Below are 18,778 nucleotides of genomic sequence, written 5' to 3'. Positions count from 1 at the left end.
TCGCTTTCGTTCTGCCATCGGCTGACTCATAGAATCGAGATGCCGATCCGCCCTGAAAACCGCTGGCTTTACCCGATCGACTGGCGCCAGTTGTCGGACGTGATCCGGTTCGATCGGGCCGGCGCGCGCTGCGAGCACTGCTCGAGGCCGCATATGCGTCGGGTCGCACATCTTGGCGATGGTCGCTGGTGGGATGCCGATGCCGTGTGTTGGCGCTCCGGCCGTGGCAAGCGGATCGCGCTCAAGGGCGGCTTCATTCTGGCGTCGGTACGAACGACTTATGTCGTGCTGGCTTGTGCGCATCTCGATCACGATCCAGGCAACAGCATGCCCGGCAATCTCGCGGCGCTCTGCCAGCGTTGCCATATGATCCACGATGCGGCCGAGCATCGATGGCAGCGCTGGTGGAACGTCTTTCGCCTGCGCGCAATCCGCGACCTGTATGAAGATCCGCGCGTCACGCGAGAGCGCAGCGCGCATTAGAAACCCGGCCGAAGGCTTTGCGTTGGCTCGGGCGCCAGCCCGGCGATCGCCCCCTGCCCGCACCCGGGCTGATACACCTCGACCATGTCATGATTAGCCAGTTTGCGGACCATCGAGCGGGCGCCCGCGACTTCGCATCGTCGAGCAGCATCATTGTATCGGCGCTCGGCACGGCTAAGGTCCGGCCAGATCCACAAGGGAGAGTAAGTAGCATGAACATCGGTGAACTGGCGAAGGGCGTCGCTGGGACGACAGGCACGAGCGAGGCAGAGGCCAAGGCCGCAATCGCCGCCGTGTTCGACCAGATCGCAAGCGCGGCCGCAAAAGGCGAAGAAGTCTCGATCGCTGGCTTCGGCAAGTTCTCGGTCAAGGATCGTCCCGAGCGCCAGGGCCGTAATCCGTCGACCGGCGAGGCCATGACCATCGCTGCATCGAAGAAGGTCTCGTTCACACCCGCCAAGGGTCTGAAGGACAAGCTCTAAGGCCAGAGTGCCGGCGGGCGGAGCTTGCCGGCACCGAAAGGGTGCTCGGATGTGCAATCGATACAGGTTGACCGCGAAGCATGCGGAGATCGCCGCGACATTCGGCATCCGCCCGCCTTACGAGCCCGACGAGACGTATCCGGTCCCCGACATCTTTCCGACGGGCAAGAAGACGCCGTTCTACGGCCAAGTGGTCATCCAGGACGGCGCCGACCGGAAGATCGAGCGGATGGAGTGGGGTGTACCGACCCAGGTACCGAGCAAGCGCGATCCAGCGGTCAAGCTCACCAAGTACGTGACCAACGTGCGCAATCTTAGCTCGAGCTTCTGGCGGTCGATGCTGACAACGCCGGCGCGCCGTTGCCTGGTGCCGGTGACGGCGTTCTCCGAGTTCGGGATCGCGCCCGGCGAGGACGGAAAGAAGCCGCTGCACTGGTTCGACGTGCCTAGCCGCCCGATTTTTGCCTTTGCGGGAATCTGGCGACCGACCGAGCGCGGAAATGCCTATGGGTTCTTGACCACCGAGCCGAATGCGATCGTCGCGCCGATCCATCCAAAGGCGATGCCGGTGGTCCTTCACGACGACGACTATGATCGCTGGCTATCGGCACCATGGGACGATCTGAAGGGGCTCGTCGCACCCTATCCTTCCCAGTTGATGCGGCTCTGCTGATACGCCCATGATCCGCGTAATTCAGCTGCCGCAGTTGCGGTTTCATGCGCTCCGCTGGTGCGCGCGCCAGGCGTCGTTCCAGTCATCATGATCCTCGGGCACGCGGCTGATGAGCTCGCGCCCGTTCGCTGTCAGGTGATCGCGTGCCTTTTCAAAGACGCGCTCGGCGGCTCGGCCGCGATCGCCATAGACGATTACACGGCGGACCTTCTCCGGGATGGCGACGAAGGCGAGGCGTTCGACGCCGCCCAGCGCCCATGTCGGCGTCCCGAACCATTGCGTCGCCGATCGGGCGTCCTCGATCCCTTCGGCAAGGCCCAGCTCGTCGGTCGCAGGCGCAAGCCGGATCGCTGCTGTGCCGAGCAGTCCTAGCGCAACCTTCGGCTTTGGGATGGGCTTGCGCAGCACGTCGACAGGATCGAGGAAGGTCCGCTGGACGGCAACCAGTCCGAGGTCGTTTTCGACCGCGGCGATCATCGCGGGCATTACGCGTCTGTCGGCACCGGAGCCGAATATGGTCGCCGGGTTGAAGCGCAAAGCTTTGGGATAGGGCGCGGAGAGGCCGCGGGCGACGAGATAGGCTTCGGCGAGCGTGCCCGCGACCGGCACGCTGGCATTCCAGAGACGCAGGGCGAGCGCGCCCATGTCGCGCTTTGGTTTTCCCTCCGGCATTGCCACCGCAGAACGGTCGTGAAGCTTTCGGCGCTGAAGCGCCTTCAGCACCTCGAGCGCTGTACAGCCGGCAAAACAGTGGAAGAGGATCGCCGAATCGCCGAGGCGGACGGACAGGCTGGGGGAGCCATCGTCATGGGCCGGGCAGCGGCATTCGCCGCGAGTGCCGCGCCACACCCCGCCGAGCTGTTCGACGATGTTCTTGGCTCGGATTTCGGCATCGAGCGGTAGTCTCGTCATCGGCCACGTCCTGTGAAGTTGGTCGGTTTCGGTCACTTTAGCCTCCGGAAAATATCACCGAAGGCACAGGCGGCATCCTCCACTCTGGATGGTCGGCATGAGAAGGTGGGCGGCGCGCGGCGCGACGATCTCTTTCGTCCGGGGTGGCAACGAAGCGAGGATCGTCACCCGACCGGGTGGGAACGGCCGCGCTGGCTCGACCGCAACGCGGCGGAGGTGGAGCCGTGCCGCCAACCCGCTTCCGACCCCCAATCAGCTATGCTCGGCTTCGGCCTTGGTCAGGATCGAGAAGGTGTCGGCGATCAGCTCGGTGCGGTAGGAAACCTCGTTGCCTTCGCCGTGGTTGCTTTCGCGGACCCGGCCGGTGACATGCACCAGATCGCCCTTCCCGGCTGCTTCGACTTGGGGTCCTACATTGGAGAAGCACACGACGCTGTTCCACAGCGTGTCGGTCTTCCAGTCGTCGCCATCGCGCCGGTTATAATTGGCGGCGACGCTCACATAGGTGACCTTCTCGCGCGCCGTGATTTTGCCGATGCGACCGATGATCCGGAACTCGGCTATATTCTGTGGCATGATTTCCTCCTTCGTTGATGTTGGGATCGGATCCGGGGGGCCTGTGCGAGCCTAGTCGCGCTCCTCTTGGCGGTGCGCAAAGTGGTAGCGCGCCAAATTCTCGGGCGTCGCGTATGTGTCGTAGGCCTTCGTCCAGTCGCGCCGGATGGCCTGCTGCGCCGTCCGAAGTGGCACGCGGCGCTCGCAAACCAATCGCCACAAGACATAGGCCAAGGCATTCTTGTCGGCCGCGTTCGCCTGGCCGCGCCGGGGCTGGAGCCACAGATCACGCAGGTCGAGCGCCGCGCCGCCAAGCGAGATCGGGATCAGATGGTCGAGTTCGTAATCGGCGAAGGACTCGCCTGGATGCTGCGCGTCCATCAAGCGCCGTTTGACGGGCGCGGTAACTGCGAAGGCGGGGCGGACCGATCGGGCATAGCCGGGTCGGCAGATCGTCGTGCCAATGTTCGCCGGAGTGATAGCGGGATCGACGGCCCCTGGCGTGTCGCGGGGCGGCAGGATGCTGGTTCGGTCCACCCGCAAGAAGGGATTGCGGAGCGCCGTCGATAGGCCGGCAACGGCATCGCAGAAGTCATGCGTCGCGGCGACGCTGCAGGCCGAAACCTCACCTCGCCTCCCAGCCCGCTTGTCGTCGAACGGCCGATACCAGAAGCCGATGGCGATCAAGAGCGCCAATCCGCCCGATATAGCTTGCAGCTTCAAGAGCGCATGGCCCGTTTATCCACCGTCGTTCCAGTAACCTCGAAACCACTCGACAACTGACTCAGCTAAGATCTTGCCTAGCTGATAATTGCCTAAAGCCGCTTGAAACACATCTCATACGGTTATGCTGCAATACCGTGCCTTTCGTCGCAATAGATTACGCCGTATCACTCCAAAGTCGCGACTGAATCGCTCCAGATGTGTTGTTGTTTGCCTTCTGCTTCAGGTTTAACCTTTTGATGTCGATGTCCTTTAGTCGCTGACATCTGCTTTGGTTCAATTCAGCAATGGTGCATTGATGTGCTTCCGGCGAGTATCGTAGCGAAGGCAATTCAACTCTGCGCTGCCGGGCTAGCCGGGGCCGGGACGCCATCTCCCGCGTCGCTCGCAGTCTCCGTTCGTTCGGGTGCGGTCCTCGCTCGGCAGCCGGTCAACGCAGCTGACGCCGAGGCGACGGTGCGTGATCTAATCGCGTTGGGCGCGGACTTCGAGGCGGGGCCGCTGGCGATCCGCGGCCGTGATTTCGCGACTTACGGTATCACGCCGGCAACGGTTTTTGATGCCTGCGCGCTCTCTCATATCGACGACGACCAGTCTTCTATCGGCTTCGTGGGCGCGCCCTCGGCGTCGAACGTCGCAGCCCTCGTTCGTCGCGCCTTTGGCTCGCGGATCACCGATACGATCCGCCCAATGAACGCCAGCTTCGGCGCGCGGTATAGCTGGCACAAGTTCGGCCAGGCGGTTGATTTCGTTCCCGCAGGCGGCGTCCACGCGATCGACCGCGAGCAGATCCGGGCCCTCATGGCACAGAGCGGTATCCGTATCATCGAGCTGCTCGGGCCGGGGGATCGCGGTCACGCGAACCACTGGCATGTGGCGTTCGCGCGACCCGGACAGATCATCGACCGGACCCGACCGATCGAAGGCGACGAGGACTGGATCATCACCGTCGCACAAGGCGACGCGCCGTCCGCGCCGACGCCCGCCGGAGTTGAGGCGGCCCCCGCACCGACCGCGCCGGCCTCGGCCCTCGCCCTCGCCGCCAATGCACCGGCGCAGTGGGACGTGTTCGCAACCGAAGAGTGGCGCGCAGTTCATGGAGGTGGCTCATGATCCGATACCTGACGACCAAGCTGGGCGGCACTACTGGCGCCATCGCGCTTTGCGTGGCCGGCGTCGTGGCGGTCGCGGCCCCACAACCCGCCTACGCGTCGGACTGGGGGTGTCAGGTGGTCCTCTGCCTCGCGACACCCGGTTCGCCGACGAAATATGTCGAGTGCGTCCCGCCGATCACGAAACTCTGGAACGCCCTCGCTATCGGCGGCTCGTTCCCGACCTGCACGGGGGTCGGCGTCAAAATGAAAAAGGCCAAGCACGGCTACGACCTGACCGTGACGCAGGCCGATGGCGGAACGTCGCGGTACGCGCTCGACACCCGCTACCAGACGGTGACGCAGCAATGATCCACGCCGTAGCCGCGATCACGATGCTTGCGCAGCAATGCGCGCCTGAGATCGCGACCGAGGCGGTTGTTCCCCTCGTCGTGACCGAAAGCGCCGGCGACGATCTGGCGATCAATATCAACAAGGGGCCGCGTGTCCGCGCCGCGTCGATCGCCGACGGTGCCGCACTGGTGCGCCGGTACATGGCGGCCGGCTATACGGTCGATGTTGGGCTGGCGCAGGTGAACTCCGCCAATTTAGCGCGGTTGGGCGTTACCGTCGAACAGGCCTTCGACCCCTGTACGAACCTGCGGCTGGCATCCTCGATCCTTCGGGCGGGATATGGCCTCGCGATCCAGCATTATACGGGGCTGGACGCGATCTCCGCGACCTATTCGCTCTACAACACCGGCACGCTGACGCGCGGTTTCCACAATGGCTATGTCGGTCGCGTCTGGTCGGCCGCGAGCGGCATGGGGACGATCCAGACACCCCCGCCCATCCCGAGCTCGGCGTCGGCGCCGACCGCCACGCCCGCCTCGGCAAAGCAAGGGATCGCCGAAGCTAGCTGGGTGGTGGGGCAGATCGATCCCAGCGCGGTTCAGGTCTTCAAATGAGCGCGGATAACAGCGTTGCGCGGGGCGGCCTCGACGCGCAGACGCAAGCCGAACAGGCTGCGTTCCAGATCCCGCCCGAGCTGGCGACACGTTATCAGGTCCGGATCATCGAGCCGTCCGACGGCAGCGAGCGCCGCGTCGGCATGTTCCTGCCGACAGATCGTGAGAACCCGTCGATCGAGATTGCCGGCGATCGCATCATTGCTCGAAACGAGGATCCCGAGACCGTCTCGGCCCTGGTCACGATCGCCAAGCACAATGGCTGGGCGGGGATCGACGTCGAAGGTTCGCCTGAGTTTCGTCAGGCCGTGTGGACGGCGGCGTCGCGCGAAGGACTGATGGTGCGCGGCTATGAGCCGAGCTTCGACGAACAGGCGCGAATGGAAGAGCTGCATCGCGCCGATGCTGCACAACGCGACCGTAAGGTGGCGGAGAAGCCGGCGCCGACTGTCGAACCCGTCGCTCCGACGGCGGCTGTCGGGGCGACGGAGGCGACAGTCCTCGCGCCGTCGGCCGACGCGGAGAAGAACGGCGCGCCTCAGCCGTTGCCAAGCGGAAGCAGCACCGAATTGTCCGACGCAGACAAGCGCCTCCTGTTGACGGTGAGCGTCCACACGCAGGATCGCAAGGCGCTCTACGCGGCCGTCAGCGAGGACATGGACCCCTTGCGGAGGGAGGTTCAGGCCGAACGTATCGATCTGAACAGGGATGCGCTGAACGGGGCGCTGGAGCGGGCCTTGGAAAGCCCGACGCTGGTCAGCGCCTTCTCAAGGTCCGGTTATGAACCCGACGGTCTGCGCCAGATGGCGCGCGACGGCGCGTGGGACAGCGAGGTCGCCGATGCGGTCTACATCGTCCGCTCCGGGCTCAACCGGCACGAAGTCGCCCTCGAAGCCGGTGCGAACGTGCCGCTCGGCGGCGCGCTCGCCGCCACGCCCGAAGACCGCCTGGCCGGCGAAGCGACGGCTGCGCCCGAGCGACAGCCCGAACAGGAACCCCATATCGTTCGGGAGGAGCGCCTTCATCAGGCCGCGCCTGAGCGACGTCACGAAAATGACGAGCTGGCCGAACTGTTCCTGCATGGCGGGGCGGAACGGATCGCCGCCGAACCGCGCCTCGCCAACGCGCTGCAGGCGCAGGCGGCGATGGATCAGCACCTTGGTGCGGCGTTCGATGGCGACGCGGAACGGATGACGTCCGCGAGCTTGGAGAGCCGCCACATGATCTCGGACGTGCTGCGGCGCGGCCTGGATGTTTCGGTCCGCGAGCCGACGCCTGTTCGGCTGGTCGAGCCGATCCGCCCCACCCACGATCTCGAGAGGTAACCTCAAGCCATGGAGACCCGTATGAAGTTCACTCAATCCATGGGCCGGATGATGTCCGACGCCCGCGCCCGGCAGATCATCGGCTTTGCCGGTGCGCTCGCCCTCATTTCGATCGCGCAGCCCGTCCTTGCACAGAGCAGCGGCACGTCGATCGAGACCGGGCTCGGCACGATCAGGACCTGGATGACCACCGTCGCGTCCGTTGTCGGCGTCATAGCCGTCATGGCGGTCGGCTATGCCAAGCTGACCGGTCGGATGGATTGGGGAAAAGCGGTAACGGTGCTGATCGGCATCGGCATCATCTTCTCGGCAGCGACAATCGTCGGCTGGATGGGCGGATCGGCGTAACATGGAAGACAAGCTCGCCGAGGATAAGGTGTTCCTCGCGCTGACCAGACCGTCGGTGTTCATGGGATTGCCGCTCGAGGCGATCCTGCCGATCATCATGGTCTGCATGGTGATCTGGGGGATTTTCCACAATCCGTTCTACCCCCTGGCCTTGTTCGGCGCGCTCTACTTCCCGGCGCGCATGATCTGTCACTACGATTTCAATGCGTTCCGGCTGTGGGGCCTGTGGTTCCAGACCGGCTTTCTATCCAAGAACCGCAAGTTCTGGGGGGGCGGGAGCTACTCTCCCGTTCGCCTCGCCAAAGGCGTGAAGCGGAAGCATTTCGGCAATGACTGATTCCAGGCTCAAGCATAAGAAGATCGCTGTCCGCGAGACGGATGACATCAAGTTCATTCCCTACACGCGGCACGTCGATGACACGCTGGTTGCTCTCGAAGACGGCTCGCTCATGCGCATGTACCGCGTCGATGGGCGGCCGTTCGAGACCAGCGACATCGGCGACCTCAACACCTGGCATAACAAGCTCAACATCGCGTGGCGTTCGATCGGGGACGATCGCGTTGCGCTGTGGACCCATCTCGTGCGGACAGCCACAGACCCCGTTCTCGGCGGCGACTTCCACTCCGACTTCGCGCGAACCTTGCAGGAGAAATACGCCGACACGCTGAAGGAGAAGGTCCTCTACCACAACGAGTTCTACGTCACGATCATCGTCCGGCCGTCGAGCATGGCCGGCGAGCAAGTGACGCGGCTTTTCTCCAGGCGAAAAGCGAACGCCGAGATCGACGATCGCGCGCTCACGATCATGGCGGACAAGTGCCGCGACTTCGAAACGCTGCTTGCTGATGTCGTTCCGGAGCCGCTCTCGATGTATGAGCACAACGGTATTCTATTTTCACGACCGATGGAGGTGCTTCACTTCATCCTGACCGGCGACCGCATCCGCGTGCCGCTGCTCGACGGCAGGCTGGGCCAAGCCCTGTATGCCTCACGCGTGGTGTTCGGTCGCGAGGCGGCCGAGATCCGGCTTTCGCACAAGTCGCATTTCCTCGGAATGTTCGGCGTGCGCGAGTATGTCGCCAGCACGCGGACCGGTCAGTTCAACAGCCTGCTCACGCTCGACTTCCCGTTCGTGCTGACCCAGAGTTTCGCGCCGTTGGTGAAGTCGGTCGCGAGCGAGCGGTTCACCAAAAAATACAAGCAAATGGTCTCCTCGGACGATGCCGGCGTCAGCCAGGCGGAGGAACTGCTCGACGGCGTCGACGATCTCATGGCGAACCGCTTCGCCATGGGCGAGCATCACCTCTCGATCGCGGTAATCGACGAGAACCCGAAGCGGCTGCTGGAACGCTTGTCGATCGCACGATCCGCAGCGGCCGATACAGGCATGGTGATGGCGCGCGAGGACGTCGCGCTGGAGGCTGCCTTCTGGGCGCAGCTTCCCGGCAATTTTCGGATGCGCGCGCGCCCCGCGGTCATTAACACGCGCAATTTCGCAGGCTTGAGCCCGTTCTACACCTTCCCGGCAGGCCGCAAGTCTGGAAACCACTGGGGCGAGGCGGTAACGCTGCTCAAGACCCGCGCGGGCTCGTCTTTCTGGTTCAATTTCCACCGCGCCGACATCGGCCACACCCTGATAATCGGGCCGACCGGTGGCGGCAAGACAGTCCTACAGAACTTCCTGCAAGCGCAGCTCGAAAAGACCGGCGCGAAACAGGTGTTCTTCGACAAGGACCGCGGCGCCGAAATCTTCGTGCGCGCTTGTGGCGGCACCTATTTGGCGCTGCGCGACGGCGAGCCCACCGGCTTCGCGCCGTTGAAGGGTCTTACCCCATCTCCACACGACATTGCGTTTCTGCGGCAGTTCATTCGTGTGCTGGTACGCCGGGAAAACCGGCCGCTGAGCGTCGCGGAAGAACGACTGATCGACGAGGGTATCGAGGCGGTAATGCGCCTCCCGGCGCCGTCGCGCTCGTTCAGCGCGTTGCGCGAGATGCTGGGTTACGCCGATGCCGAGGGTATCGGCGCCCGGCTGGAGCGCTGGTGTCTGGGCGGCCCGCTCGGCTGGGCCTTTGACGGTCCGCAGGACGAAGTGTCGATGTCGGCGCGGTTCATCGGCTTCGACATGACGGACTTCCTGGAGAACCCTGAGATCCGCACTCCCACGATGTTGTACCTCTTCCACCGCGTCGACGAGCTGCTGGACGGGCAGCGTGTCGTGGTCGACGTCGACGAGTTCTGGAAGGCGCTTCAGGACGAAGCCTTTCGGGCGTTTGCGCAGGACGGTCTCAAGACCTTCCGTAAGCGCAACGCATTCATGGTGTTCGGCACGCAGTCGCCGGCTGATGCGCTGCGCTCACCGATTGCGCACTCGATCATCGAGCAGACCGCGACCAAGATTTTGCTTCCAAACTCGGACGCCAAGCGATCGGATTATTGCGACGGGCTCGGCCTGACGGATGCGGAGTATCGGCTGATCCGTGAAGACCTGACGCCGGAGAGCCGGACCTTTCTGGTCAAGCAAGGGCATACCTCGATCGTCGCAAAGCTCGATCTCGGCGGGATGCCCGATGAGCTGAAAGTGCTTTCTGGCCGCGAGGAAACCCTCGTCGCCATGGAGGAGGCCATTGCCCTGGCGGGCAACGATCCTGCGGCGTGGCTGCCGCATTTCTATGCCAACCAAAGGAGAAGCTGACATGTCGCTCAAGCGCATCATCATGGTTGCAGCCGCGCCGGTCGCGATCGTCGCGTTTACGTCGCCGGCCGCTGCACAGGGCATCCCTGTGTTCGACACCTCTACCTATGTGCAAGCGCTCGCCCAGGTCCAGAACACGATCAAAATGATCCAGCAGGGCGAGCAGCAGATCCAGACGGCGACGACAACGCTCAGCTCGCTTCAGAAGCTGACCAACGTCAACGCGCTCGCCCCGCAATTGCTCAACGCGCAGGTGCGCAACATCCTGCCCAACACGACGATCGACGCCTCGACGTTGCTCAGTGGCGACCTGTCGAAGATTGGTTCGCTCGGTTCGCTCGCATCGAGCATCCAGTCTCGTTACGCGCTGCCGGCAACGTCGTCCTCCGACGCAGACCTAGCCTACAACCAGGCGCTCAAGGATGCGACCAGCTCATCGGCCGCCACGGCCGCGCTGGGCGAGAATACGCTCAGCATCGCCCAGACCCGGATGCAAGGCCTCGACCAGCTCCGCGAGCAACTGTCGTATGCCAAAGATCCCAAGGACGTGATGGACCTGCAAGCCCGGATCTCGGTCGAACAGGCACAGCTTCAAAACGATATGCTCAAGATGCAAGCGATCCAGATGGCGCAGGCCGGTCAGGCGAACATGCAGATCAGCGCAGCGCAAGTGGCGGCCGGTCGCGATGAAGCAGCATTCTTCAGTGCCAACACGATCAGGAAGTGATCATGCGCAAGATCCTATCGCTCTGCTCGTTACTCGTCGTCTGCGGATGCCAGCAGAACGTCGTGGTGCCTACCGCCAAGGAGCTGGTCGCCAGCCCGCAACTCCTCGCGCAGTGGCAGGCGAAGTGCGATGCGGGGGAGTACAGCCATCTCCCTGCGGATCAGAAGGCCAAGATGTGCGCGACGACCGGCGACGCGACCATCTCGGTCGCCCAGACCAAGGCCGGCAACGAAGAGGCGGACTTCTTCAAACAGAACACGATCCGCAAGAAGTAGATTTAATCGCTGCGCTTTGCTCGCCGAAGATCGGAACCTCACCCAATGGCTGCCGGCCCACCCAACATCATGACGCTGTTCACGACGATGTATTCGTATGTGGAGACCGCCATAGCGACCTCGGTTGCGAGCTTCGGGGCGGGGCTCGTCAGTTTCGTTGCAGCGCCTTTGGCCCTGGCGGCGATCATCTACTTCCTGCTGCTCGGCTTTGCCGTGCTACGAGGGGCTATCCAGGCCCCCTTGCGCGAGCTGGTATTCCAAGCCGGCAAGGTCGGGTTCGCCCTCGCGGCTGCCAGTGCGGTTGGCTATTCGGCGTTTGTGGTGAACGTGGTCACCAACTTGCCAAGCGAAATCATCGCGGCTGGATCGGGCACGCCTGTCACCAACCCGGGCACCACCTTCGATACCTATGTCGCCGATACCGGCAAGCTCTCGGAAAAGTTGGTCAATGCGAACCTGAAAGTCCAGTCGCAAGAGCAGAAGGGTATCACTGACTTTCGCACGCCAGTGATCCAGCTCAGCGCCACGCTGATCACCTATCTGTGCATCGCCGTCCTCTACATCTTCGCGTTTATGTCGGCGTCGATCGGCTTTTGCATCGTCATTTTTGCCAAGCTGTCGGTTGCGATCTGCGTCGCGCTCGCGCCGCTCGCGCTGGCGAGTCTGCTTTTCAACTCCTCCCGCTGGCTATTCGACGGGTGGCTGAAGCAGACCGTCAATTTCATCCTGCTGATGGTCGTCATGGCGATCATGACCAAGTTCATCACCGGTCTCCAGGAAGCCGCCATGGACGGCATCATGGGATCGATCCCCGAAGACGGCTCTTCCTTCGTCATGGCGCAGAACGGCTACATCGTTCTGAAAGCTGCCGTGATGCTCGTCGCGACGATCGCCTGCGCGGCGATCTACATCGTCGGCACGATCTTCTTCTTTCAGTCGCCAGCCATCGCCGCGGGTATCTCGGGGGGTGCGTCCTCTGGCGGCCATGGCTTTCTGCAGACCGGGGCGAACATGTTGACCAACCGGCTCATGTTCCGGCGCGCGACGCAGGCGAACCGTCTCCCGCCAGGAGGAGGCGGCACGGGCGGCTCGGCTTCCCGGTCAACATAAGTCGGCTGGCTGGTCCGGAACCAAGCATCACGAAACCGCCAAGCGCGGGACCTTACGAACGGAGACCGTATGAAAAGGCTGACCATCGTGGCGATAGGCGCGGTTGCGCTTGGCGGCTGCACCGGGACTCGTATCAAACCCGTCTCGGTGTGCGACGGCAAGCACCGGCGTCCCGCCAATCTCTACGGGTCGATCCTGCCGAGCTTACCTGTGCCACTGCCGGCGTCGCAGCAGGGCGCAGGGCAGTCGATGGTGGCTCCGCCATCACGCGAGCCAGCCCCGGTGCCACGCCCCGCTCCGGCCCCGACGCTGGGCGCCGGAGGCGCGCCTGCCCCTATCGGACCCGGAGCCATGAATATCCCGCGATCGGCGCCACGCACGTCCGCGCAGGACGTCGCGCCGACCTACTCCTCCTGCTGAAGGGATCGACGCCATGGGCACGGTGAAGGCCGAAGATAAAGAGAAATACTACCAGACATCGAGGACGTGGGAATATGACCGTATGCGTGCGGCGATCCAGTCCAAGCGGCTCGCCTGGGGCGTTGCCGCGGCTGCGTGCACGCTCGCTGTGGCGTCGGTTGCGGCAGTCGCGATGCTGAGCCCGCTGAAGACCGTCGAGCCCTATGTCATCAGGGTCGACAAGAGCTCGGGCGAGACGCAGGTCGTGACCGCGCTCAAGGGGCCGCAGCCGCGCACCTATGAGGATGCGGTCAACCGCTACTTCATCTCGCAATATGTGCGGTTGCGCGAAGGCTGGCTAAACGATGCTGCGCGCGAGAACGCCTATACGGTCATGCTCACCAGCGATTCCGCCGAGAGCGCTCGTTACCTGAACAGCGTTCAGGCCAACAACAAGAACGCGCCTTCCAACATTTACGGCGACAAGGGCTTCGTCTCGATCTCGATCCGGACGATCAGTTTCCTCAGTCCTACCGTGGCGCAGGTCCGCTTCGCGAAGATCATCACCTTCGGGCAGAATACGCCGATCGCGCAGAATTGGAACGCGATACTGACCTTCAGATACACGGCAGCGCCGGAGCATGAGAAGGATCGGAATATCAATCCACTCGGCTTCCAGGTCGTGAATTATCGTTCTGACCCGGAGGCATGACATGAGCGATCAGCCAAATACGTCGGACAATGGCGATAGTGTCACTGTCCCCTACCTGCCAGCGCTGCGACAGAAGTTGAGTCTTCGCCTGTTACCGCCGACGACGGCGTTGGTGCTGACGGAGGATGGCGCCAGGAACCGCTTCTGGCGCGGGGTCGGGGCGGTGTGGCACCGCCTCGTCGCGTTCTCGCTTCTGGGTGCCGCGGCAGTCACGCTCGCGCCACAGCCTGCGTTCGCGTCGGAGACCCCCGTGCCCGGGGCCAAGGACGCCCGCGTTCGCAACGTCAACTACGATCCGGATCAGGTGGTGACAATCGTCGGCAGTTTCCGACACGCGATCGAGATCCAGTTCGGGCCCGGCGAAACGGTCACGCAGGCCGCCTTGGGCGATACGGTTTCCTGGCAGATCGCACCCGTAGGCAATATCGTCTTTCTCAAACCCCGCGAGAGGGCTGGCGGCACCAACCTGATCGTCGTCACCAACGCGGGCGGCGTGCCGCGCACCTATCATTTCAATCTCGCGCTGGGAACGGGCGCCACGATGTACGGCGTGCGGTTCCGCTATCCGCGCGAGGAACGGGCGATGGCGGCGTTACAGGTGCAGCTTGCCCAGGGCCAGGCTGCCAAGGCGATCGAGACGACCATCACCACCGCCGCGCTCGACCATGCCGTGATCGAGGGCACCCGGAATATGAATTACACCGTGCAGGGTGACAGCGCGCTGCAACCCACCGAAATCTCGGACAACGGCGAGTTCACCGTGCTGCGCTATCCCGGCCACGCCGACATTCCCTCGATCTTCGCGGTCGATGTCGACGGGACCGAGACGATCGTCCCCTACGATGTCCGCGAGGATTTCGTCGTGATCCATGCGGTCTACCGGCAGCTGCGCCTCCGGCGCGGGGCGACGGTGCTGTGCATCTACAACGAGGCGCCGCTGCGCAACGATCGCGGCGATCGAACGGGCACCGTCTCCAATGTCGTCGAACGCAAAGTGAAGGGGCAGTAACATGGTCGGGACCGTGATTGACCGCGGGGGCGATGTCGCTGCCGACACCGTTGCGCCAGGCGAGGTCGATAGCCCGGTCGCGCGTAGCGGCGGATGGGGCAACCTAGCGTTTATCGGTGCAGGCATCGGCCTGCTCGGCGCCATAGGCGGCATCGTAATAGGCTATGGCGCGTTCCACCAATCGGCCAGCGCCGCGGCTGCCGCGCAGCCCGCGAAAGCCAGTGACCGTGCCGTGGACGACGTGATGGGATCGCCGAATGCGCAGCGCGCGGCGCTCGCGGGTCAGCTCGGCCAGCCCGGCGCGGCGCAAACCGACATCTTCGGGCGGCCGATCGCCGCAGCCCCGGGGCCGCAGGTCGCCGATGCCAACGGAAATCCGGTGCCGGCAACGAGCCGGACAACCTCCCCAACGGCGAACGGACAGCAATCTCCCGAGCAGCGACGTGCCGAGCAGGCACGCGCCATGGCCGATGCGGCGCGGCGGTCGCCGATCATGGCCTTTGGCAACACCGGGCTGGCCTCGGCCGCCCTTCCCGCCTCCGCGCCCGGTGCGGACGCACAACAGGGGACAGACCTCGATGACCGGACGCGCGGCGGCGGACAATCCACCGTCGCGCGACGGGGCCTCGGTGCCAGTGGCTTCGGAGCGCGGGGTGAAGACAGTCCAGCCGAGGCGGGCAAGGGCTCGACCGACTTCAGCGATCAGCTCGGCCATGCCGCGATCCAGACGGTCCGGGCAACGATGGTCGCGGACCGCAACCTTTTGCTGAGTGCCGGCACGGTCATCCCCTGCACGCTCCAAACGGCGATCAACTCGACGCAGGCCGGCTTCGTGTCCTGCGTCATCAATCACGACGTCTATTCCGAGAACGGCCGCATCGTCCTGCTCGACAAGGGGACCAAGGTGCTGGGACAGTATTCCGGTGGCATCACGCAGGGGCAAGCGCGCCTGTTCGTACTGTGGACGCGCGCCCTGACGCCGCGTGGCGTCGCCATTGACCTCGGGTCGCCGGCAGCGGATAGCCTTGGCCGGGCCGGGTTGCCAGGCGGCGTCGATACCCAGTTCTGGGCACGTTTCGGCGTCGGGCTCGTCATTTCCGTGCTGGAGGATGCCTCGCAAATTGCTGGTCGAGCGGTTGCCAATGAGGGGAGCAACACCACGCAAGTTCCCGGGCAAACCGGGCAGACCGTCCTTCAGCAGACCATGAACATCAAACCGATCCTAAAGAAGAACCAGGGCGACACCGCGGCGATCTTCGTCGCCAAGGACTTCGATTTCCGCTCGGTTTATGACGTGGGATTGAGGCGTTAAGGCCGTGGCATCCAGTCCGACCTCGCTGATCTACGAGCATAATGCCGAACCGATCCGACGGCACCTTCTGCGCGACGATGTGACCGAACTGGTCATCAATGAGCCGGGGATGATTGGGCTCGAAACACGGAACGGCTGGGAGTGGCACGAGGAGCCCGCATTGGACAATGCGGCGCTCATGACGCTGGCGAAGCTGATCGCGGGGCTGACCAAGCAGGACATCAACTCCGAATATCCGATATGCTCCTCGGTCCTGCCGGGCGGCGAGCGCGCACAGGTCGTCGTTCCCCCGGCGGTCGAGCAAGGCTTCATCTCGATCACGATCCGCAAAGCGTCGGGCGTGACGATGAACATCGACGATTTCGCGCGTGCCGGCCTGTTCAGCGAGGTCCGCGCGCACGGCCTGTACGAGGAGGTCGACCCCGATCTGCTGCGACTGCGCGAGGCGGGCGACTGGCGCGCCTTCTTCAAGCTGGCGGTCGAAGCCCGCAAGAACATCCTCATTTCCGGCGCGACGGGCTCCGGTAAAACGAGCTTCTCGAAGGGTCTCATCAAGCTAATCCCGGACTATGAGCGGATCCTGACGATCGAGGACACGCGCGAGCTCGTTGTACCCCAGCGCAACCACGTCCACATGATGTACGCCAAGGATGGGAAGAGCCTCCAGAAGGCGGGCGCCAAGGAGTTGCTGGAATCAGCGCTGCGGATGCGGCCCGATCGCATCCTTCTGCAGGAACTGCGGGACGGCACCGCCTTCTTCTATCTTCGCAACGTCAATAGCGGGCATCCCGGTTCGATCACCACGGTCCACGCCAATACGGCCGAGGGCGCGCTCGAGCAGCTGACGCTGCTGGTGAAGGAATCGGAAGGCGGCAACGATCTCGACCGCCACGACATCCGGGCGCTGCTGCGCTCGCTGGTCGATATCGTCGTGCAGATGCACCGCCTGCCTCCCGGCGAGGGCCAGCCGGCGCGCTATCGCATGACCGAAGTATGGTTCGATCCGGCGAGCAAGCCGACCGACTGAAGGGGGTGCCGGCATGAACGGAAAATGGGTGCGAAGCGACGAAGGGTCGCAGCCGGGCGCGATCGCGTTCCTCGGCATCATCGGCCTGGCGCTAAGCGCCACGATCGGCGCCCTCGCCGTCCTGTGGCGTGCCCACCTCCTCAACGCCCATACCCCATGGCGCAAGGTGCCGGCCGCGCTTTGGGCGCTGAAGGGCTATCCGATCGTCTATCAGCCGTTCCTGATTGGCTTCGGGATCGGCGTTGTCCTGACGGTCGTCATCATCGTCTCGACGCTGTTCACGCGGCAAAAGCTCCACGGCGAGGCGCGCTTCGCGCGGGTCGGCGAGGTCCGCAACGGCAAGATGCTCGCCTCGGCCGGCATCGTGCTGGGCAAGTTCGGCGGCAAGGTGATGCGCTTCGGCGGGCCCGAGCATGTGATGCTCGAAGCCCCGACGCGCGCCGGCAAGGGGGTGGGCGTCATCATCCCGAACCTGCTCGACTGGCTCGATTCTCTAGTGGTGCTCGACATCAAGCAGGAAAATTACGACAACACGGCGGGGTATCGACTGAAGGTGCTCGGGCAGCAGGTGCTGCTCTTCAACCCGCTCGATCCCACCGGCCGCACCGTGAGGTGGAACCCGCTGAGCTACATCAACCGGCATGACCCGGTGGAGGTCATCAATGAGCTCCAGAAGATCGCGGCGATGCTCTATCCCGATCCGCTCACGGGCGAGAAGTTCTGGGCCGAAGGCGCGCGAACCGCGTTCCTCGGCATCACCGCCTATATCGCCGCGACTGTCGACGATGGGGAGGACGCCCTCCCCTTCACGCTCGGCGAGGTGTACCGCCAGTTCGCGGCCAGTGATGCCCAGCGGCGTTTCCCAAAGATCATCGCCGATCGTAAGAGGGCGGGAAAGCCCCTGTCGGAAGGGTGCGTCTCGGCGATCAAGGATTATACCGGCTCGTCGGCGAACACGTTCTCCGGATTGCGCCAGTCGGTTACGTCCAAGATCAACGGCTGGCTGAACCCATATGTCGATGCGGCGACCTCAGAAAGCGATTTCGATCTCAGTGATTTTCGGGACAAGCGGATCTCGCTCTATCTCGGCGTGTCGCCGGATGACCTGGAGCGGGTTGCGCCGATCTACGGCCTGCTCTTCCAGCAACTCATCGACCGCAACGTCCGCGAGCTGCCGAAGGGCGACAAGCATCAGATCAAGGTGCTGCTCGCCCTGGACGAGTTCGCGAGCCTCGGCAAATGCACCGTGCTCGCGAACGCCTTCAGCTATGTCGCCGGCTACGGGTTGCGGATGCTGCCGGCTTTCCAGTCGCTCGAACAGATCCAGGGCGTCTATGGGGACAAGGTGGCGGCCGACATCGAGCGAAACTGCGCGGTGCGGCTTGTTCTTCGTCCGGCCGGTTTGGCCGAGGCGAAGAAGATTTCGGACCAGCTCGGCAGTTACACGTTCAAGGCGCGCACGCGCTCGATGGGAACGTGGGGTGGAGGCGGCGGCTCCACCTCGGACTCCGATCAGCGCCGGCCGCTGATGCTCCCTCAGGAAGTCGAGTTGCTGCCGGAGGACGATCTGATCGTTTTCCGGCGAGGCATGTACGCGACCTATGGAAAGAAGGTCCGTTACTATGCCGAGAAAAAGCTCTCGGCGCGGACTAAGATACCGGCCCCGGAGATGCCCCAGATCCGCGTGGACCCAGCCATCGCTGCCAACAGTCTTCGCGTGATCGAGGCCACTCAGGCCCCCGATGACATCATTCCCGCCTCGTCGGCGCCAAGCGCGGTGCCGACGTCGGGATCCGTCGCAACCGACGGAGCAACTGCAAAGGGTCGGCGTGGATTGAACCAGGCCGCGATCAGCGCTGCCTTGGCCGTTCCGACAAACGAGCGTGTCGCCAAGCTCTTCGAAGGCGTCCTCATGGTGCGAGGCAGACCTGCGTAACCAATGCGAAGGCCT

At 63.9% G+C, this 18,778-nt stretch carries 21 protein-coding genes; 18 read left to right on the top strand and 3 right to left on the bottom strand.

Annotation, left to right across the window (positions count from 1 at the left end):
* The first annotated feature begins 39 nt into the window (after nucleotides 1–39).
* The 3 genes from L8G49_RS19415 to L8G49_RS19405 all read left to right on the top strand — a co-directional run bounded on the left by L8G49_RS19415 (nucleotide 40) and on the right by L8G49_RS19405 (nucleotide 1,638).
* Complete coding sequence (locus L8G49_RS19415; protein ID WP_037533379.1) at nucleotides 40–483, top strand: hypothetical protein; 444 nt, start codon at nucleotides 40–42, stop codon at nucleotides 481–483.
* A 212-nt stretch (nucleotides 484–695) separates the two neighbouring features.
* On the top strand, nucleotides 696–965 hold the full coding sequence (locus L8G49_RS19410) for an HU family DNA-binding protein (RefSeq protein ID WP_037533376.1): 270 nt from the start codon (nucleotides 696–698) through the stop codon (nucleotides 963–965).
* A gap of 49 nt (nucleotides 966–1,014) precedes the next feature.
* Nucleotides 1,015–1,638 (top strand): SOS response-associated peptidase family protein, encoded by a 624-nt coding sequence (locus tag L8G49_RS19405; protein ID WP_277923389.1) that lies wholly within the window; start codon nucleotides 1,015–1,017, stop codon nucleotides 1,636–1,638.
* Between the two features lie 42 nt (nucleotides 1,639–1,680).
* Here L8G49_RS19405 and L8G49_RS19400 read toward each other — a convergent pair whose 3' ends face one another.
* The 3 genes from L8G49_RS19400 to L8G49_RS19390 all read right to left on the bottom strand — a co-directional run bounded on the left by L8G49_RS19400 (nucleotide 1,681) and on the right by L8G49_RS19390 (nucleotide 3,801).
* Nucleotides 1,681–2,550 carry a toprim domain-containing protein gene (locus tag L8G49_RS19400; protein WP_242187449.1) on the bottom strand — a complete coding sequence of 290 codons (870 nt, stop codon included), beginning with the start codon at nucleotides 2,548–2,550 and terminating at the stop codon, nucleotides 1,681–1,683.
* 252 nt (nucleotides 2,551–2,802) lie between these two features.
* Complete coding sequence (locus L8G49_RS19395) at nucleotides 2,803–3,126, bottom strand: single-stranded DNA-binding protein (protein WP_037533373.1); 324 nt, start codon at nucleotides 3,124–3,126, stop codon at nucleotides 2,803–2,805.
* A 51-nt stretch (nucleotides 3,127–3,177) separates the two neighbouring features.
* Complete coding sequence (locus L8G49_RS19390) at nucleotides 3,178–3,801, bottom strand: hypothetical protein (RefSeq protein ID WP_242187440.1); 624 nt, start codon at nucleotides 3,799–3,801, stop codon at nucleotides 3,178–3,180.
* Nucleotides 3,802–4,284: 483 nt separating this feature from the next.
* Here L8G49_RS19390 and L8G49_RS19385 point away from each other — a divergent pair, with 483 nt between their 5' ends.
* The 15 genes from L8G49_RS19385 to L8G49_RS19315 all read left to right on the top strand — a co-directional run bounded on the left by L8G49_RS19385 (nucleotide 4,285) and on the right by L8G49_RS19315 (nucleotide 18,763).
* Nucleotides 4,285–4,941 (top strand): muramidase, encoded by a 657-nt coding sequence (locus L8G49_RS19385; protein WP_242187439.1) that lies wholly within the window; start codon nucleotides 4,285–4,287, stop codon nucleotides 4,939–4,941.
* Nucleotides 4,938–5,291, top strand: a complete 354-nt coding sequence (locus tag L8G49_RS19380; RefSeq protein WP_037533367.1) for a hypothetical protein — start codon at nucleotides 4,938–4,940, stop codon at nucleotides 5,289–5,291. Before L8G49_RS19385 ends, L8G49_RS19380 begins: the two co-directional genes overlap by 4 nt.
* A complete protein-coding gene (locus L8G49_RS19375; protein WP_242187438.1) occupies nucleotides 5,288–5,887 on the top strand; it encodes a lytic transglycosylase domain-containing protein in 600 nt (199 codons plus the stop codon). Before L8G49_RS19380 ends, L8G49_RS19375 begins: the two co-directional genes overlap by 4 nt.
* Nucleotides 5,884–7,212, top strand: coding sequence for an LPD7 domain-containing protein (locus L8G49_RS19370; RefSeq protein WP_242187436.1), 1,329 nt, complete (start codon nucleotides 5,884–5,886; stop codon nucleotides 7,210–7,212). Before L8G49_RS19375 ends, L8G49_RS19370 begins: the two co-directional genes overlap by 4 nt.
* 21 nt (nucleotides 7,213–7,233) lie before the next feature.
* Entirely contained in the window at nucleotides 7,234–7,560 is a 327-nt protein-coding gene (locus L8G49_RS19365) for a TrbC/VirB2 family protein (protein ID WP_242187434.1), read from the top strand.
* 1 nt (nucleotide 7,561) lies between these two features.
* Nucleotides 7,562–7,897: a VirB3 family type IV secretion system protein gene (locus tag L8G49_RS19360; RefSeq protein WP_131534462.1), complete on the top strand. Its 336-nt coding sequence runs from the start codon at nucleotides 7,562–7,564 to the stop codon at nucleotides 7,895–7,897.
* Nucleotides 7,890–10,256 carry a VirB4 family type IV secretion/conjugal transfer ATPase gene (locus L8G49_RS19355; protein WP_242187433.1) on the top strand — a complete coding sequence of 789 codons (2,367 nt, stop codon included), beginning with the start codon at nucleotides 7,890–7,892 and terminating at the stop codon, nucleotides 10,254–10,256. Before L8G49_RS19360 ends, L8G49_RS19355 begins: the two co-directional genes overlap by 8 nt.
* A 1-nt stretch (nucleotide 10,257) precedes the next feature.
* A complete protein-coding gene (locus L8G49_RS19350; RefSeq protein WP_056626090.1) occupies nucleotides 10,258–10,983 on the top strand; it encodes a type IV secretion system protein in 726 nt (241 codons plus the stop codon).
* A gap of 2 nt (nucleotides 10,984–10,985) precedes the next feature.
* Complete coding sequence (locus L8G49_RS19345) at nucleotides 10,986–11,258, top strand: hypothetical protein (RefSeq protein WP_242187431.1); 273 nt, start codon at nucleotides 10,986–10,988, stop codon at nucleotides 11,256–11,258.
* Nucleotides 11,259–11,327: 69 nt separating this feature from the next.
* Nucleotides 11,328–12,368: a type IV secretion system protein gene (locus L8G49_RS19340; RefSeq protein WP_242187430.1), complete on the top strand. Its 1,041-nt coding sequence runs from the start codon at nucleotides 11,328–11,330 to the stop codon at nucleotides 12,366–12,368.
* Between the two features lie 433 nt (nucleotides 12,369–12,801).
* On the top strand, nucleotides 12,802–13,479 hold the full coding sequence (locus tag L8G49_RS19335; RefSeq protein ID WP_242187429.1) for a type IV secretion system protein: 678 nt from the start codon (nucleotides 12,802–12,804) through the stop codon (nucleotides 13,477–13,479).
* Between the two features lies 1 nt (nucleotide 13,480).
* On the top strand, nucleotides 13,481–14,488 hold the full coding sequence (locus tag L8G49_RS19330; RefSeq protein WP_242187426.1) for a TrbG/VirB9 family P-type conjugative transfer protein: 1,008 nt from the start codon (nucleotides 13,481–13,483) through the stop codon (nucleotides 14,486–14,488).
* A 1-nt stretch (nucleotide 14,489) separates the two neighbouring features.
* A complete protein-coding gene (gene virB10, locus L8G49_RS19325; RefSeq protein ID WP_242187424.1) occupies nucleotides 14,490–15,800 on the top strand; it encodes a type IV secretion system protein VirB10 in 1,311 nt (436 codons plus the stop codon).
* 4 nt (nucleotides 15,801–15,804) lie between these two features.
* Nucleotides 15,805–16,827 (top strand): P-type DNA transfer ATPase VirB11, encoded by a 1,023-nt coding sequence (gene virB11, locus L8G49_RS19320; RefSeq protein ID WP_242187423.1) that lies wholly within the window; start codon nucleotides 15,805–15,807, stop codon nucleotides 16,825–16,827.
* A 13-nt stretch (nucleotides 16,828–16,840) separates the two neighbouring features.
* Nucleotides 16,841–18,763, top strand: coding sequence for a type IV secretory system conjugative DNA transfer family protein (locus L8G49_RS19315; RefSeq protein WP_242187422.1), 1,923 nt, complete (start codon nucleotides 16,841–16,843; stop codon nucleotides 18,761–18,763).
* Nucleotides 18,764–18,778: the final 15 nt, after the last annotated feature.

The organism is Sphingomonas sp. CARO-RG-8B-R24-01, assembly GCF_022662295.1.
In the GTDB taxonomy this organism is placed as follows: Bacteria; Pseudomonadota; Alphaproteobacteria; order Sphingomonadales; family Sphingomonadaceae; genus Sphingomonas.
Note: the sequence above shows the minus strand (reverse complement) of the source record. Positions and strands in the feature narration are given on the sequence as shown.

Coding starts and splice junctions, on each gene's coding strand:
- L8G49_RS19415 (WP_037533379.1), top strand. CDS start 40: ATGCCGATCCGCCCTGAAAACCGCTGGCTTTACCCGATCGACTGGCGC.
- L8G49_RS19410 (WP_037533376.1), top strand. CDS start 696: ATGAACATCGGTGAACTGGCGAAGGGCGTCGCTGGGACGACAGGCACG.
- L8G49_RS19405 (WP_277923389.1), top strand. CDS start 1,015: ATGTGCAATCGATACAGGTTGACCGCGAAGCATGCGGAGATCGCCGCG.
- L8G49_RS19400 (WP_242187449.1), bottom strand. CDS start 2,550: ATGACGAGACTACCGCTCGATGCCGAAATCCGAGCCAAGAACATCGTC.
- L8G49_RS19395 (WP_037533373.1), bottom strand. CDS start 3,126: ATGCCACAGAATATAGCCGAGTTCCGGATCATCGGTCGCATCGGCAAA.
- L8G49_RS19380 (WP_037533367.1), top strand. CDS start 4,938: ATGATCCGATACCTGACGACCAAGCTGGGCGGCACTACTGGCGCCATC.
- L8G49_RS19375 (WP_242187438.1), top strand. CDS start 5,288: ATGATCCACGCCGTAGCCGCGATCACGATGCTTGCGCAGCAATGCGCG.
- L8G49_RS19370 (WP_242187436.1), top strand. CDS start 5,884: ATGAGCGCGGATAACAGCGTTGCGCGGGGCGGCCTCGACGCGCAGACG.
- L8G49_RS19365 (WP_242187434.1), top strand. CDS start 7,234: ATGAAGTTCACTCAATCCATGGGCCGGATGATGTCCGACGCCCGCGCC.
- L8G49_RS19360 (WP_131534462.1), top strand. CDS start 7,562: ATGGAAGACAAGCTCGCCGAGGATAAGGTGTTCCTCGCGCTGACCAGA.
- L8G49_RS19355 (WP_242187433.1), top strand. CDS start 7,890: ATGACTGATTCCAGGCTCAAGCATAAGAAGATCGCTGTCCGCGAGACG.
- L8G49_RS19350 (WP_056626090.1), top strand. CDS start 10,258: ATGTCGCTCAAGCGCATCATCATGGTTGCAGCCGCGCCGGTCGCGATC.
- L8G49_RS19345 (WP_242187431.1), top strand. CDS start 10,986: ATGCGCAAGATCCTATCGCTCTGCTCGTTACTCGTCGTCTGCGGATGC.
- L8G49_RS19340 (WP_242187430.1), top strand. CDS start 11,328: ATGACGCTGTTCACGACGATGTATTCGTATGTGGAGACCGCCATAGCG.
- L8G49_RS19335 (WP_242187429.1), top strand. CDS start 12,802: ATGGGCACGGTGAAGGCCGAAGATAAAGAGAAATACTACCAGACATCG.
- L8G49_RS19330 (WP_242187426.1), top strand. CDS start 13,481: ATGAGCGATCAGCCAAATACGTCGGACAATGGCGATAGTGTCACTGTC.
- virB10 (WP_242187424.1), top strand. CDS start 14,490: ATGGTCGGGACCGTGATTGACCGCGGGGGCGATGTCGCTGCCGACACC.
- L8G49_RS19315 (WP_242187422.1), top strand. CDS start 16,841: ATGAACGGAAAATGGGTGCGAAGCGACGAAGGGTCGCAGCCGGGCGCG.